Annotated in this window: 12 protein-coding genes; 3 read left to right on the top strand and 9 right to left on the bottom strand. The window is 27.7% G+C overall.

Going from position 1 to position 15,534, the window contains the following annotated elements; all coding sequences use genetic code 11:
* Window positions 1-15: 15 nt before the first annotated feature.
* The 8 genes from LXD69_RS14890 to LXD69_RS14860 all read right to left on the bottom strand — a co-directional run bounded on the left by LXD69_RS14890 (window position 16) and on the right by LXD69_RS14860 (window position 6,355).
* Window positions 16-2,460, bottom strand: coding sequence for a PIG-L family deacetylase (locus LXD69_RS14890; RefSeq protein WP_246915962.1), 2,445 nt, complete (start codon window positions 2,458-2,460; stop codon window positions 16-18).
* Window positions 2,461-2,559: 99 nt separating this feature from the next.
* Window positions 2,560-3,096, bottom strand: coding sequence for a mechanosensitive ion channel domain-containing protein (locus tag LXD69_RS14885; RefSeq protein WP_045967226.1), 537 nt, complete (start codon window positions 3,094-3,096; stop codon window positions 2,560-2,562).
* Window positions 3,089-3,670, bottom strand: a complete 582-nt coding sequence (locus LXD69_RS14880; protein WP_045967228.1) for a Maf-like protein — start codon at window positions 3,668-3,670, stop codon at window positions 3,089-3,091. The genes LXD69_RS14885 and LXD69_RS14880 overlap by 8 nt, the downstream gene beginning before the upstream one ends.
* The gene (locus LXD69_RS14875; RefSeq protein WP_246915961.1) at window positions 3,663-4,604 is read right to left on the bottom strand and encodes a geranylgeranylglycerol-phosphate geranylgeranyltransferase; all 942 of its coding nucleotides are present in this window, start codon (window positions 4,602-4,604) and stop codon (window positions 3,663-3,665) included. Before LXD69_RS14875 ends, LXD69_RS14880 begins: the two co-directional genes overlap by 8 nt.
* Window positions 4,605-4,794: 190 nt before the next feature.
* Window positions 4,795-4,920: a four helix bundle protein gene (locus LXD69_RS18120; RefSeq protein WP_449528511.1), complete on the bottom strand. Its 126-nt coding sequence runs from the start codon at window positions 4,918-4,920 to the stop codon at window positions 4,795-4,797.
* On the bottom strand, window positions 4,921-5,031 hold the full coding sequence (locus tag LXD69_RS18115) for a four helix bundle protein (protein WP_449528510.1): 111 nt from the start codon (window positions 5,029-5,031) through the stop codon (window positions 4,921-4,923).
* 54 nt (window positions 5,032-5,085) lie between these two features.
* On the bottom strand, window positions 5,086-5,613 hold the full coding sequence (locus tag LXD69_RS14865) for a KdsC family phosphatase (protein ID WP_045967231.1): 528 nt from the start codon (window positions 5,611-5,613) through the stop codon (window positions 5,086-5,088).
* A complete protein-coding gene (locus LXD69_RS14860; RefSeq protein WP_246915960.1) occupies window positions 5,597-6,355 on the bottom strand; it encodes a Rossmann-like and DUF2520 domain-containing protein in 759 nt (252 codons plus the stop codon). The genes LXD69_RS14865 and LXD69_RS14860 overlap by 17 nt, the downstream gene beginning before the upstream one ends.
* Before the next feature lie 129 nt (window positions 6,356-6,484).
* Between LXD69_RS14860 and LXD69_RS14855 the strand changes: the two genes are divergently transcribed.
* Together LXD69_RS14855 and LXD69_RS14850 are read left to right on the top strand one after the other, a co-directional pair.
* Complete coding sequence (locus LXD69_RS14855) at window positions 6,485-8,929, top strand: DUF7619 domain-containing protein (protein ID WP_246915959.1); 2,445 nt, start codon at window positions 6,485-6,487, stop codon at window positions 8,927-8,929.
* A gap of 255 nt (window positions 8,930-9,184) precedes the next feature.
* Window positions 9,185-11,260, top strand: coding sequence for a DUF7619 domain-containing protein (locus LXD69_RS14850; protein ID WP_246915957.1), 2,076 nt, complete (start codon window positions 9,185-9,187; stop codon window positions 11,258-11,260).
* Between the two features lie 77 nt (window positions 11,261-11,337).
* Here the strand turns inward: LXD69_RS14850 and pheT are convergent, their stop codons facing one another.
* Window positions 11,338-13,767: a phenylalanine--tRNA ligase subunit beta gene (gene pheT / locus LXD69_RS14845; RefSeq protein ID WP_045967238.1), complete on the bottom strand. Its 2,430-nt coding sequence runs from the start codon at window positions 13,765-13,767 to the stop codon at window positions 11,338-11,340.
* Window positions 13,768-14,014: 247 nt separating this feature from the next.
* On the opposite strand from pheT, the gene LXD69_RS14840 reads away from it, so the two are divergent.
* Window positions 14,015-15,520: an aldehyde dehydrogenase family protein gene (locus LXD69_RS14840; protein WP_045967239.1), complete on the top strand. Its 1,506-nt coding sequence runs from the start codon at window positions 14,015-14,017 to the stop codon at window positions 15,518-15,520.
* Window positions 15,521-15,534: the final 14 nt, after the last annotated feature.

The following is a 15,534-nucleotide window of genomic DNA, read 5'->3' as shown; positions in this document are numbered from 1 at the left end:
TTCTTCCATAGCAAGTTATTTGTCTAATGATATTAAATTAGCAAGTAGTCTATAAGCTCCAGAAACACCTTCTGGTAATTCTCTAAAAAAGCTTAAGCCAGTATAAATATAGTTTCCTTTTCCATGTTTTGCAATTAAAAGTGCACCTTCCTTTTGATTTTCTCCTTCATCTGCTGCACTTAAAATAGGAGTGAAAGAAGTACTCCATTTATTTGGATAATATAAACCTTGCTCTTGAATCCAATTTTCAAAATCCTTAGTAGTTATTTTATTTGGTGCATTTAAAACAGGATGATTTGGGTTTAGAAAAGTGATTTTTGCTTTTTCATTTGTTACTCTATCTCTAGAAATTACTAATTCATAAGGAGCAACTTCTTTAGTTAATAACCCATTAGTTGTATTGTATTGAACAATTAAATTTCCACCATTTGAAACATATTGAAAAAGTTCTTTGTTTTTAAATTTTAGTTCGTCAATAGTATTAAATGCTCTAATTCCTAAGATTACAGCGTCGAATTTATTTAAATTTTCAACAGAAATTTCATGTGGATTGATATATGTTATTTGATATCCAATATTTTCTAAATTTTTACCAACTTCATCTCCAGCGCCAATTAGATAGCCAATATTTTTACCTTTAATTTGAATGTCTAGTTTTACTAATTTTCCTTCTGATGGTTGTAAAATAGTTTGTTTTGGTATATGATCATATTTAATTTCTACACATTCTAATTGATGTTTTTCAGTATTGGTATTTATTTCAACAGAAAAATCGGTGCTACTTTCATTTTTTGGTGGAAAAACTTTAAATAGTATTGTTTTTTCCTCATTTTTTGAAGCAATTGAAAAAGGAATTTCTTTTGGTTCAACTTTCCAACTAGAATCTAAAATCAATTTTGCAGTTCCTTCACTATTTTCTTTATTAGATTTTAATTTTACTACAATTTCTTTTGGCTCATTATTATTAAAAATGGAAACTTTATTGACTATTTCAGATGTAACTTCCGGTAAAACTGAAAAAGGGATATAAGTTTCTCCTTTTTCAGGATCATTTTTTTTATAGACTAAATTTTTCACAAAATCGATTTTTGTTCCTTCAATTTCTATCGAAAAAATGACAGGAAATTGTAATTTTTCTTCTGGAAGAATTCTAATAGATTTATTAGATACTTGATACATTCCTACAGTTGGTTTTTCTTTTAACCAAAATAGATTTGTGTATTCAATTGAATTTGGAATTTTAAAGTTTTTTTCTTCAAAATTTATTTTTTCATTATTAAGTAATACTTTGTTTTTTGTCTTCTTATTCTGATTAAGAATAGAAATATTTAAAAGTTTTACATTTGAATTACTTCTATTTATCGCTTCAAAATTTATTGTGATAGTTTCATTTTTAGTAGCTTTTTCGGTTGAAGTAATGGCTTCTAAATATAAACCACTACAAGCTTCAATAATTTTAGATATTTGATTGGTTTTGGTTGTTTTCCAATAGCTATCATCTAATTTTTGAATTAATAGATAGGCTTTAACTAATTCAGGAATATGATTAGATGGATTTTTAAAATCAAAATTTACTTCAATTTTATTTAATATTTGTCCAATTGTTGCTCCATTTTTTATTCTATTCCATGAAGTATCAATTCCTTCAAAAATATTAGAAGCATTAGGTAAACTTCCTTTTAAAAGTTCTAAATATTCTGTTTCACTCCCTCTTGAACCTGTTGCTCCAAAACCTTGACATTTATGTTGACTTCTACTTAAAGCTGCAATTTCATGATTACTTTTTCCTTTTAGTGGATAATATACATTTGCATTAAATGTTAATAAATTTGATTTATCTGCTTTTTCAAAGGCTTCTTCACTCCCATAAAACCACCATGATGTATTAAAAAAGACTCTACTTGGCTTTGTTGATAATTTATTATAAGCTTCTAAACTCAATATTGCAGAAGCTGTGTGATGTCCGTGAGTTGTACCAGGAGTTCTATGATTAAACCTATTGATAACAATATCTGGTTGAAATGTTTCCATTACTTGTATAACATCTTCTAAAACTTGCTCTTTGTTCCAAATAGAAAAGGTTTCATTAGGTTCTTTTGAATAGCCAAAATCATTAGCACGAGTAAAAAATTGATTTCCACCATCAATATTTCGGGCAGCTAATAATTCTTGCGTTCTTATTGCTCCTAATTTTTCTCTTAATTCAGGTCCTATTAAATTTTGACCACCATCTCCACGTGTAAGTGATAGATAAGCTGTTTCAGCATGATAATGATTAGCGAAATAAGTAATTAATCGAGTGTTTTCATCATCTGGATGAGCGGCTACATAAAGTACTTTTCCTAAAAAATTTAATTTTTGAATGGCTTCATAAATTTCATTAGAGTTTGGTTTTTTGGGAGCTTGTGCTTGAACGAAAAGAGTAAAAAGTAAAAGGAATAAAGGATATTTTTTTATCATTTTTTTATAGTTTTTAAAACTCTAAATTTAAAATTAGGCTTAAAAATAAAAAAGGAAGATTTAAATTCTTCCTTTTTAACATTATTTTATAAGATGATTTTAATCTGTAAATTCTTGATCTTCAAAATTTGATTTCACAATAAGAATTCCTTTTTGCATTAATAAATTATTTGGATAGGTAATTTGTTCATCATCACTTGTTTTTAAAATAATATAAAAGGCTTTAATATCTTCAATTTCTCCTTCTAAAGGATAATCTTTATCTAATATTTTTATTTTATCTCCAATTTTGAATGGATAAGAGAAGAATAAGATAATTCCAGCTGAAATATTGCTTAAAATAGACCATTGTGCAAAAGAAGCAACACCCACAACTGCAAAAACTGATGATACAAAAATGAAAATTTGTTCTTTTTCTACACCCCAAATTATAATGATTGAAAAAATAGCTAATAATCCAAGTAGGATATTAATGTATTTAATTACAAGATTTGTTCTATGTTCTAAAGATTCATTTACCCGAGCAAATTTTTTAACTACTTCCGAAGAGAATAATTTCAAAATAAAGAAAATACAAATAGCAATGAATGTTAGTATTTCTTGATGTAAATATGGGTTTTCAATAAATTTAAGCATAATCTAACAGTTTTGAATAAACTTTTTCAACAGGTAAACCAACAACATTTGTATATGAACCTTCAATTTTTGAAATGCCTATTAGACCAATCCATTCTTGAATACCATAAGACCCTGCTTTATCAAATGGTTTGTAATGATCCAAATAATAAGTTATTTCTAAATCTGATAACATTTTAAATGTTACATGAGTTATTTCGTGAATTGTTTCTACTCTATTTTTAGTTTTAAAAGAAACAGATGTAATCACTCTATGCGTTTTTCCCGACATAGATTGCAACATTTTAAATGCATCATCGTAATTTTTTGGTTTACCTAGTGCTTTCTCTTCATGCCAAACAATTGTGTCACTTGTGATTAAAATGTCTTTTTCTTGAAGGTTTTCAAAAGCATTTGCCTTTAATTCAGATAAAAAATTCGTTATTTCTTCTGCTTTTAGAGTATCTGGATATATTTCTTCAACTTCTTTTAGTTGAATAGTAAAAGGAACATCCATTTCTTTAAAAAATTGTTGTCTTCTTGGTGAACCAGAAGCTAAAATGATATTATATTGATTTAATTTGTCTTTAAGCATTTTTTATAGAATAAGTTACAACAGCAATTGATAAAATTCCAAAGAAAAGAACTAATTTTAAAACTAAACTTAAATGTTTAAAATCTTGCTTGGTTTTTGCGCTCCATAGTTTAATAATACAATAGAGTAGAGGACCTACAATAAATAATAATCCATAATATAACACATAATCATAATCTAATAAGTTTTCATTAATGTAATAAATTAATAGAATAATAGGAATAAGAATTAAAAAGCTAACTAGTTTTGCTGTTCTAGTTTCTCCTAAAAGAATAGGTAAGGTTTGAATTCCTGAAGCATAATCACCATCAGTGTCTTCAATATCTTTTATAATTTCTCGTATAAAATTAATAATAAAGGCGAATATTGCATAATCAAATAGTACTCCAAAAGCTTGTCTCATTTGGATTGTATTTCCTTTATAAGTAGCTGGAAATAAATCAAAAACGCCAAGAATAATTATACTGAAGGATAGAATGAAAGCAACTGTAATATTACTTATGATTAGAATTCTTTTGAGATATGTTGAATAAATATACAATAAAGCTGCTATAAAAATAAAAATAGTAAATAAGCCTTTTTTACCAACAGCATTTGATAAGTAAAATCCAATTCCTACACCAATAATATTTAAAGTTACATAAATATTATAAGCTATACTTTCAGAAATTGATTTCCCTACAATTCTATCTTTTGGTTTCGAAATTTCATCATTCTCTTGATCTATTATATTGTTAATCACATATCCAGCAGCAGCAATACAAACTGTTGAGAGAACTAATAGTATAAATTGGAAAGTTGAAAGAGACAGAAAATTGTTTGTTGGTGTTAAATTTGTATAAGTTGCCGATTTTAAATATGTATATCGAAAAAGTACTTGCATGAAAGCAAGTATAAGTAGGTTTTGAAAGCGTATTAATTTTAAGTATTTCATATTTTTTTTAGTAATTAGGGTCAGTATTTAGTAATCAGTGAATAGTGGTCAATTATTTATCTGATTTTACACTAAATTTTGTAGGATTTAGAATCATATAATTTATTAGTTTTCCTATTTTATTATTTCTTTCAATCAAAGATTGGTAAACATCATCAGTAATGTATTCACAAGCTTTAAAGAATTCAAGCTAAGTTTGCGTCTCTGAATTTTCAGCATCACAATCGGTTAACTTGCTACGAAAATGTTTTTGGATAATCTCTTTTTTATAGACTTCAGAAATATTAGTACAAACACTTCTTGAACTCCTTCTAATTTAATCAGTTAAAGAATATTTTTCTTCTTGTGGAAAAAACTTAGATATTTTAAAAATTAACATAGCCATTTCAAAACTTTTTTTATAAGCCAATGAGTCTTGATATTTCATTTCAATTAAATTTTATTGCTAATAAACTGAACACTAATAACTGATTACTTTAAATTAATCATATTTAGCATCAAAATGAGCCATCCATTTTCCTTGTACTTTCATTACTTGTTCAATAACATCTCGTACACATCCATTTCCTCCATTAATATGAGAAATATATTTACTTAAATTTTTAATTTCTGGAGCTGCATTTTGAGGACATGTTGGTAAACCTACTAATTTCATTACATGATAATCCGGAATATCGTCACCCATATATAACACTTGTTCAGGTTTAATATTGTAAATATCTATAAATTCTTTAAAGGTTTCTACTTTATCGGAAACCCCCAAATGGATATCAGTTATTCCTAAATTACGTAAACGAACACGTACTCCTTCATTACTTCCGCCAGAAATAATACAAACGGTATAACCATTTTCAACAGCCGCTTTCATGGCATATCCATCGCGAATGTTCATATTTCTAAGCATTTCACCTGTTTGTGTAACATGAATAGTTCCATCTGTAAGTACACCATCAACATCAAGGATGAAAGTAGTGATTTCGTTCATTAGTTCTTTATAACTTTTTGACATTTTGTATCGATTGGGTTAATAATTTATATAATTCTTGATAGTTTGAATTTTGTAGAAATTCAATATGTTTTTCAATGGTTTTAGTATCATTTCTCAAAGCAGGTCCAGTTTGTGCTTCTTTTGGTGATAATTCAGTTATTTTATTAGCTGTTTCAATTATTAAAGGTTGCAATATTTCAAATGGGACTCTGTTTTCGTTACAAATTTGATTTCCAATTTGATATAAATGATTCACAAAATTACACACAAAAACAGCAGCTACATGTAAACTTTTACGTTGTTCAGACGAAATAGCATAGGCTTTTTTTGAAATTAAGTTTGCCAATATTTCTAAAGTTTTATAATCACTTTCATTTTCCGTTTCCAAACAAATTGGAATAGTTGAAAAATCTACAACTTTAGATTTACTAAACGTTTGCAAAGGATAAAAAACACCTTTTCTATTCTTATTATCTAAAACGGAAAGTTCAGAAGTACCAGATGTATGTACCACTAAACGATTTTTAAAAGGCAAATTACTTGCAACTTCTGCAATAGCATTATCAGAAACTGAAATAATATAAACATCCGCTTCTTCAATTTCGTCATAATTTGAAGTAATTCGATTTTCGGTAATTAAATGAGAAATATTATTTTTATTACGAGCAAAAACCTGAACGATAGTTACCTCGTCTGTTTTTAACATTACTTTTAATAGGTGTTGGGCAACATTTCCGTTACCAATAATTACAACTTTAATCATGAGGCTAAAATACTACTTTTTTAGAAAAGACATTGTTAAGGATAAGTCAATCTTATTTAATTGTTAACAAGAGAAAGAAATAAAGAATTATCTTAATAATTTCTACTATTTTTGTGAACTTAAATTTATATGATGAAGAAAATCTACTTTTTATTGTTTGTTTTGTTTGGATTGAATGTACAAGCACAGATTGTGAATATACCTGATGCGAATTTTAAAGGGAAGTTGTTGGCTGCTAATCCGAGTAATACTATTGCATCGGCAACACCAATATACAATTCAAATACAGGTTTTTGGAATGTGACTAATTATAATACAATTGACATTAATGGAGATGGAGAAATTCAGTTGAGCGAAGCCCAAAACATTAAATATTTAAAACTAAATCATAATATTAATGATTTAACAGGCATTGAAGCATTTACCAATTTAGTTTATTTAAATTGTAGTGTTAATAATATAACTAGTTTAAATGTTACTGCACTAACATATTTGGATCAATTACTTTGTAATAATAATGATTTAACAAATCTAAATGTTTCGGGTTTAACAAATTTAAAAAAAATAGCATGTAATAATAATAATTTAACAAATTTAAATTTAACTGGATTAACAAATTTAAAATCACTGTATTGTCAATATAATAATTTAACAAATTTAAATTTAACTGGATTATCGAATTTAGAAGAATTGTATTGTGAAGAAAATGATTTAATATCATTAAATTTGTCTGGTTTAACAAATTTAAAAAGATTACATTGCTATTTTAATAACTTAACAAGTTTAGATGCTTCTAACTTAACAAATTTAAATTATTTATATTGTTATAATAATTTAAATTTAACAAATCTAAATTTGTCTGGTTTAACTAATTTATTAGAATTGGATTGTAAAAATAATCATAGTATAAATGATTTAAATAATTTAATATCTAGTTTACCAAATTTGAAAAAATTAAATTGCAGAAATTGTTCACTAAATAGTTTAGATGTATCTAGTTTAATAAATTTGGATGATTTGAATTGTGATGCTAACAATATGACTTTTTTAAATATAAAAAACAATAATCCTTTCTGGAGTTCTAATAATAGTCTATCTTTTTATAATAACACAAGCTTACAATACATTTGTGCAGATGAAGATGATGTTAATTTTGTCAATCAAATTGTTACAGCTTATGGCTATAATAATTGCAACGTAAATAGCTATTGTAGTTTTACACCTAATGGAATTTTCTACGAAATACAAGGAAGCACATTTTTTGACAATGATGGTAATGGATGTGATGTCAATGATTTAGTATTTGATAAGTTAGGTTTTTCTATAAATAATGGTTCTAATGTAAGCTATTCAATAGGTAATCAAACAGGAAGTTATTATATTCCAGTTGGTAATGGTAATTTTACAATAACCCCTAATTTAGAAAACCCAACATATTTCAACATAAATCCGACAAGTTTCGTGGCAAATTTTCCAACACAAACAAGTCCATTAGTTCAAGATTTTTGTGTCACAACCAATGGAGTTCATCATGATGTGGAAGTTGTTGTTTTACCAACTGTTCCTGCAAGACCTGGTTTTGATGCTAAATATAAAATTTCGTATAGAAATAAAGGAAATCAAGTTGAAAACGGAAGTGTTTCTTTAACTTTCGATGATGCAGTTTTAGATTATATATCTTCCAACCCAGTTTTTGAAAGTCAAATAGTAAATACTTTTACCTGGAATTATAGCAATTTACAACCGTTTGAAACTAGAGAAATTGAAGTGTTTTTTAATGTAAATTCTCCAATGGAAACTCCAGCAGTTAGTATTGATGATGTTTTAAATTATACTGCTACTATTGCAACTTCAAATACAGATGAAACTCCTGATGATAATGAATTTACATTAAATCAAATCGTGGTTGGTTCTTATGATCCAAATGACAAAACGTGTTTAGAAGGGGAAACTGTTGGTCCAAACATGATAGGTGAGTACGTACATTATTTAATTCGTTTTGAAAATACAGGAACATATCCTGCTGAGAATGTTGTAGTAAAAGACATGATTGATTTGACTAAATTTGATTTGGCTACTTTAATTCCATTAAAAGGAAGTCATGATTTCTACACTAGAATTAAAGATAACAAAGTAGAATTTATTTTTGAAAATATCAATTTAGATTTCAATGATACTACAAATGATGGTTATGTGGCTTTCAAAATTAAAACAAAACAAACTTTGGCACTTGGTGATACTTTTTCTAATAACGCTAATATCTATTTCGATTATAATTTTCCAATTACAACAAATACCTATACTACTACGTTTCAGGCTTTAAGTATACAAGACTTCGATTTTAGTTCAAAATTTACTTTATATCCAAATCCAGTGCAAGATGTATTGCATTTCAATTCAAAAGAGAATATAACTATTCAATCGGTTGAAATTTATAATATGTTAGGTCAAGTTGTATTAACAGTTCCAAATGCAACGAAATCAGTTGATGTTTCTAATTTAACTAAAGGAAATTACTTCGTGAAAGTGAATACAGAAAAAGGTAGTTCGAATACCAAATTTGTAAAAAAATAGTTTTTTACTTATTAAAAAAACGTTAAATTTTATTTAAATCCCAATTCTGATCGAATTGGGATTTTTTCTTTTTATAGTAGTATTTTTTTTATTCTTTTTTAAAACTCATTCTATAAATTATTTTAAATGCATTTTTTGAGTTAATTCATTCCTTTTCGAGTAGCTAAATATTGAATTTTGTAGGATTAGTTGGAAATACAGCATGTTGAGTTATTCGTAATATAAAGTACATTTGTGCATCCAAATCTAATATTTATGAACAAAAAATACGTTTTATTTACGATTTTATCAGGATTTTTTATGTGTGCTCAAAATGTAAATTTACCTGATATTAATTTTAAAACTAAGTTATTAACTGCTAATCAAGGAAATACTATTGCAAAAGACTTAACTGGAGAATGGTTTAAAATTGATGCAAATGATGATGGTGAAATACAAGTAATTGAAGCAGAAGAAGTAAGTTATTTAAATCTTAATAATTCTAATATTTCAGATTTAACAGGAATAGAAAATTTTATTAGTTTAACAGGATTGAATTGTTTTACTAATGAATTGACTTCATTAAACGTTTCTAATTTAATAAATTTAAAAACGTTGCATTGTGGTGCTAATCAATTGACATCATTAGATGTTACTGGATTGATTAACCTAAAAGAGTTAAGTTGTTCAATTAACCAATTAGTTGTGTTAGATGTTTCTAGTTTGTCTAGTTTAGTTGCCTTGGATTGTAAAAATAATCCAATTACGTCATTAGATTTTTCTAATTTAATAAATTTAAGAAAGTTAAATTGTTCAGAAACTCAGTTGACTTATTTGAATTTGAAAAACAATAATCCATCTATAATTGATGTATATTCTGAAAATACTCCCAATTTGGCATATATATGTGCAAATGAAGAGGATATTGCATGGATTCAAAATACTGTTGATAGTTTTGGATATACTAATTGTAATATAAATAGTTATTGCGATTTCACACCTGGAGGAACATATTATGAGATTACAGGAAATATAAAATATGATTTTAATGGTAATGGTTGCGATGTTGATGACTCTTTATATCCTAATCTTAATTTTTCAATTGCAAACGGAACAAATACAGGTAGTTTTATTGCTAATGGTTCAGGTAATTTTAATATTCCTGTAGATGCTGGAACACATATATTGACACCAAACCTTGAAAATCCGAGTTATTTTACTATTTCTCCAGTAAATATAACAGTAGATTTTCCTACACAGGCAAATCCTGCTTTAAAAGATTTTTGTATTATTTCAAACGGTGTCTATTCTGATGTTGAAGCAATTATTATAACAAGAATTGCTGCAAGACCAGGTTTTGATGCACATTATAAAATTTCTTATAGAAATAAAGGTACGGAAGTAGAAAATGGAACAATTACATTTACTTATGATGCTACAGTTTTAGACTATGTTTCTACTAATCCAGTTTTTGAAAGTCAAACAGTAAATACTTTTACTTGGAATTATAGCAATTTACAACCTTTTGAAACGAGAGAAATTGAAGTCGTTTTGAATGTAAATTCACCAATGGAAACTCCAGCTATTAATAATGGTGATATTTTAAATTATTCTGCTGTTATTTCAACTTCAAACACAGACGAAACACCAAATGATAATGAATTTACATTAAACCAAACCGTTGTAGGTTCTTATGATCCAAATGATATAACGTGTTTAGAAGGAGAAACGGTTGCTCCAGACATGATAGGAGAGTATGTGCATTATTTAATTCGTTTTGAAAATACAGGAACATATTCTGCTGAAAATGTTGTAGTCAAAGATATGATTGATTTATCTATGTTTGATTTAACCACTTTAGTTCCATTAAAAGGAAGCCATGATTATTATACAAGAATTAAGGATAATAAAGTAGAATTTATTTTTGAAAACATCAATTTAGATTTTAATGATGCTACAAATGATGGTTTTGTAGCTTTTAAAATTAAAACAAGATCAAATTTAGTTGTTGGTGATACTTTTTCAAATGATGCCAATATTTATTTTGATTATAATTTTCCGGTTACAACAAATACTTATACTACAGCTATTCAAGCTTTGAGTGTACAAGATTTTGATTTTGGTTCGAAATTCACATTATATCCAAATCCAGTTCAAGATGTTTTAAATTTCAATTCAAAAGAGAATATTGCTATCCAATCGGTTGAAATTTATAATATGTTAGGTCAAGTTGTATTAACAGTTCCAAATGCAACGAAATCAGTTGATGTTTCTAATTTAACTAAAGGAAATTACTTTGTAAAAGTGAATACAGAAAAAGGAAACTCAAATACTAAGTTTATTAAGGAATAATTTTCTTTTGTATAAATAATTCAATAAAAAACTCGTTTAGAAATTCTAAACGAGTTTTTTTATAGATTATATTAGTCTTATCTCAAACTAGCTCCTAATTGGTTTTCGAAATTAGTTTGTAGTTTAGACATGATTTTTTCAATTTCCTTATCATTTAAGGTTTTGTTCTCATCTTGAATAATGAAACTAACAGCATATGATTTTTTACCTTCTGGTAAGTTTTTACCTTGGTATACATCAAAAAGATTAATATCTTTTAATAGCTTCTTTTCAGTTTGTTTAGCAATTTTATAAACTTCTTCAAAGGTTGTTGCATTGTTTAATAATAAGGCTAAATCTCTTCGTACTTCAGGATATTTTGGGATATCAGTAAACTTAATTTTGTTAGAAACGTATTTTTGAATTTTTCCCCAATTAATATCAGCATATAAAACTTCTTGTTTAATATCAAAGTGTTTTAAAATTGATTTCTTAACAGTTCCAAATTCTACAATAACTTCTTTTCCTATAGCTAAACTAATTCCTTCTGAAAAAATATCATTTTCTACTGGTAAACTAGATATTTTACTATCTAAACCAACTCTTGATAAAATAGAGTTTATATATCCTTTAAATAAGAAGAAATCAGATTTTTGCTGAGTTTGAACCCAATTTTCTTCTGTTCTATTTCCTGTTACAAACAACGTAAGGTGCTTATTTTCTTCATATCCAGAAGGTAAATTATGATAGGTTTTCCCAAATTCAAATAATTTTAAATCGCCACGTTTTCTATTTATATTGAATGAAATAGCTTCTAAACCAGAAAATAACATAGATTGACGCATTGCAGACAAATCGTTACTTAATGGGTTTAACATTATTACATTGAATTCTTCTTTTAAATTTTCAGATAGCTTAATATAATTAGGTGTTGTTAAAGAATTAGCCATCATTTCATTGAAGCCTAATGAGCATAGTTGATTTGCAACAATATTTTGTACTTTATATTCTTCTGTTCTTGAAGAATTTGCAATTGTAGCATTTAACTTTTCAGTAAATTTAATATTATTGTAACCGTAAACTCTTAGAATTTCTTCAATAACGTCTATTTCTCTTTGAACATCAACTCTATAAGAAGGAATAACTAATCCTAAACCAGCTTCAGTAACGTTTGTAACTTTAATATCTAAAGAAACTAATATTTTTTTGATTATTTCTTTCGGTAATTCTTCTCCTATTACTTTTGTAACTTTTTCAAAATTTAAGAATACTTGGAAGTCTTCTATTTTCTTAGGGTAAATGTCAACAATATCCGATGTTATTTCTCCACCAGCAACTTCTTGTATTAATAATGCAGCTCTTTTTAAAGCATAAGATGTTATTGTAGGGTCTATTCCTCTTTCAAAACGAAAAGAAGCATCAGTATTTAAAGCATGTCTTTTAGCTGTTTTTCTTACAGAAACAGGGTTAAAATAAGCACTTTCTAAGAAAATAGCAGTTGTATTTTCATTAACTCCAGAATCTTTTCCTCCAAAAACACCAGCTATACACATTGGTCCATCTGCATGACAAATCATTAGATCTTCTGCATCTAAAGTACGTTCTACATCATCAAGTGTTGTGAATTTTGTTCCTGCTTCAACTGTTTTAATGATTACCTTGTTTCCTTTTATCTTATTAGCATCAAAAGCATGTAATGGTTGACCTAATTCATGTAATACATAATTAGTAACGTCTACAATATTGTTTTTTGGAGTTAACCCAATTGCTTTTAATCTATTTTGTAACCATGACGGAGAAGGTTTCACTGTAATATCAGAAATGGTAACACCACAATAGCGTGGAGCTAGTTTGTCATCTTCTACAGAAACATCTACTTTCAGAGTACGTTTATCAACTTTAAAATTACTTACAGATGGAGTTATTAATTCAATAATTTTATCTTTAAGTACTAACCCAGCTTTTAAATCTCTTGCTACTCCAAAATGACTCATCGCATCGGCACGATTTGGAGTTAAACCAATTTCGAAAACTTCATCTGTTTCTACATCAAAAACATCTTTCCCTAATGTTCCAGGCTTAAGATCTTCGTTAAGAATCATAATTCCATCATGACCTTCTCCAAGTCCTAGTTCATCTTCAGCGCAAATCATTCCGAAACTTTCTTGACCTCTTATTTTTCCTTTCTTTATTTCAAAAGCGTTTCCTTCTTTATCGTATAGTTTGGTTCCTATAGTTGCTACAGGAACTTTTTGTCCAGCAGCTACATTTGGTGCACCGCAAACAATTTGAACAGGTTCTTTTCCATCACCTAAATCAACAGTTGTGATTTTTAATTTATCTGCATCAGGGTGTTTTTCACATGTTAATACATGTCCTACAACAATACCTTCTAATCCTCCTTTTAAGCTTTCAAACTTGTCAACGCCTTCTACTTCTAGTCCTAGGTCTGTTAGTAGAGAAGATGTGTCCTCTGAATTCCAATCTATTTTAATGAATTGTTTTAACCAATTGTATGAAATACGCATTTTGTATCGAATTTTAAAGTTGCAAAGATAAGTATTGTAGCTTTTAGTTTAAAATATATTTTTAGTAAAATCCTTTTTCTTATTTATTGATAATTTAACTTTTTTATAGTAGTATTTTTATGTTTTTTGTAAAAAAAACACGTTAAAATAGCTTTAATATCAAATTTGTGCTATAAAATGGATAAAATGTGCTATTAATAATTAGGTATTGAAATTAAATTTGGAAAGAATCAAAAAAAATAAAATTATGAGTAATTTAATTCAGAGACCAAATTTTAAAGAAAAGTATGATAATTATATTGGAGGTAAATTTGTAGCTCCAGCTTCAGGACAATATTTTGATGTTTATTCTCCAATTGATGGAAAAGTTTTTACGCAAGCTGCTCATTCATCAAAAGAAGATTTAAATTTAGCTGTTGATGCTGCTAGTGAAGCATTTACATCATGGAGTCGTGTTTCATCCACAGAAAGGAGTAATTTGTTAAATAAAATTGCTCAGATTATGGAGGATAATTTAGAATATTTAGCCGCAGTGGAAACTGTAGATAATGGAAAAGCAGTAAGAGAGACTTTAGCTGCTGATTTACCTTTAGCAATTGATCATTTTAGATATTTTGCTAGTGTTATTAGAGCAGAGGAAGGTTCGTTAAGTGAATTAGATGAAAATACTGTTTCTCTAATTGTAAATGAGCCTTTAGGTGTAATTGCTCAAATTATTCCATGGAATTTCCCAATTTTAATGGCAGTGTGGAAGTTAGCTCCAGCTTTAGCTGCTGGAAATTGTGTGGTTTTAAAGCCAGCAGAGAATACTCCAATTTCTATATTAGTTTTAATGGAATTAATAGGTGATTTATTGCCTGCGGGAGTTTTAAATGTTGTTAATGGTTTTGGAGCAGAATTGGGAAGAGCTTTAGTGACCAATCCTAAAGTAGTTAAAGCTGCTTTTACAGGTTCAACAGCAACAGGTCGTTTAGTAATGCAATATGCAACTGAAAACATTATTCCTGTTACTTTAGAGTTAGGAGGAAAATCACCGAATGTCTTTTTCCCTTCAGTAATGGATCATGATGATGCTTATTTAGATAAGGCAATAGAAGGAGCTGTTCTATATTGTCTAAATCAAGGTGAAATTTGTACTTGTCCATCTCGATTATTAGTTCATGAAGACATTTATGATAAGTTTATAGAACGTGTTTTGCAACGAGTTGCTGCAATTAAAATAGGTAATCCTTTAGATCCAACAGTTATGATGGGAGCACAGTCTTCAAAAGTGCAAAAAGATAAGATTATGTCTTATTTAAAATTAGGAAAAGAAGAAGGAGCAGAATTATTGATTGGTGGTGATGAAAATGTATTAGGAGGTGAGTTAAGTGAAGGTTATTACATTCAACCAACCGTATTTAAGGGACATAATAAAATGCGCATTTTTCAAGAAGAAATTTTTGGTCCTGTTTTAGCAGTAACAACATTTAAAACAACAGAAGAAGCTTTAGAAATTGCAAATGATACCATATATGGTTTAGGAGCAGGTGTTTGGACTCGTGATGCACATGAATTATATCAGGTTCCAAGAGCTATTAAAGCAGGAAGAGTTTGGGTAAATCAATATCATGCTTATCCAGCAGGAGCACCATTTGGAGGCTATAAACAATCTGGAGTTGGTAGAGAAAATCATAAAATGATGTTAGATCATTATCGTCAAACTAAGAATATGTTAATTTCTTATGATAAAAATAAACTAGGGTTCTTTTAATAAGAGATTTTTAA

Source organism: Flavobacterium sediminilitoris, assembly GCF_023008245.1.
In the GTDB taxonomy this organism is placed as follows: Bacteria; Bacteroidota; Bacteroidia; order Flavobacteriales; family Flavobacteriaceae; genus Flavobacterium; species Flavobacterium sediminilitoris.
Note: the sequence above shows the minus strand (reverse complement) of the source record. Positions and strands in the feature narration are given on the sequence as shown.

Coding starts and splice junctions, on each gene's coding strand:
- LXD69_RS14860 (WP_246915960.1), bottom strand. CDS start 6,355: ATGATTAAAGTTGTAATTATTGGTAACGGAAATGTTGCCCAACACCTA.
- LXD69_RS18115 (WP_449528510.1), bottom strand. CDS start 5,031: ATGAAATATCAAGACTCATTGGCTTATAAAAAAAGTTTTGAAATGGCT.
- pheT (WP_045967238.1), bottom strand. CDS start 13,767: ATGCGTATTTCATACAATTGGTTAAAACAATTCATTAAAATAGATTGG.
- LXD69_RS14865 (WP_045967231.1), bottom strand. CDS start 5,613: ATGTCAAAAAGTTATAAAGAACTAATGAACGAAATCACTACTTTCATC.
- LXD69_RS14850 (WP_246915957.1), top strand. CDS start 9,185: ATGAACAAAAAATACGTTTTATTTACGATTTTATCAGGATTTTTTATG.
- LXD69_RS14855 (WP_246915959.1), top strand. CDS start 6,485: ATGATGAAGAAAATCTACTTTTTATTGTTTGTTTTGTTTGGATTGAAT.
- LXD69_RS14890 (WP_246915962.1), bottom strand. CDS start 2,460: ATGATAAAAAAATATCCTTTATTCCTTTTACTTTTTACTCTTTTCGTT.
- LXD69_RS14880 (WP_045967228.1), bottom strand. CDS start 3,670: ATGCTTAAAGACAAATTAAATCAATATAATATCATTTTAGCTTCTGGT.
- LXD69_RS14885 (WP_045967226.1), bottom strand. CDS start 3,096: ATGCTTAAATTTATTGAAAACCCATATTTACATCAAGAAATACTAACA.
- LXD69_RS14840 (WP_045967239.1), top strand. CDS start 14,015: ATGAGTAATTTAATTCAGAGACCAAATTTTAAAGAAAAGTATGATAAT.
- LXD69_RS14875 (WP_246915961.1), bottom strand. CDS start 4,604: ATGAAATACTTAAAATTAATACGCTTTCAAAACCTACTTATACTTGCT.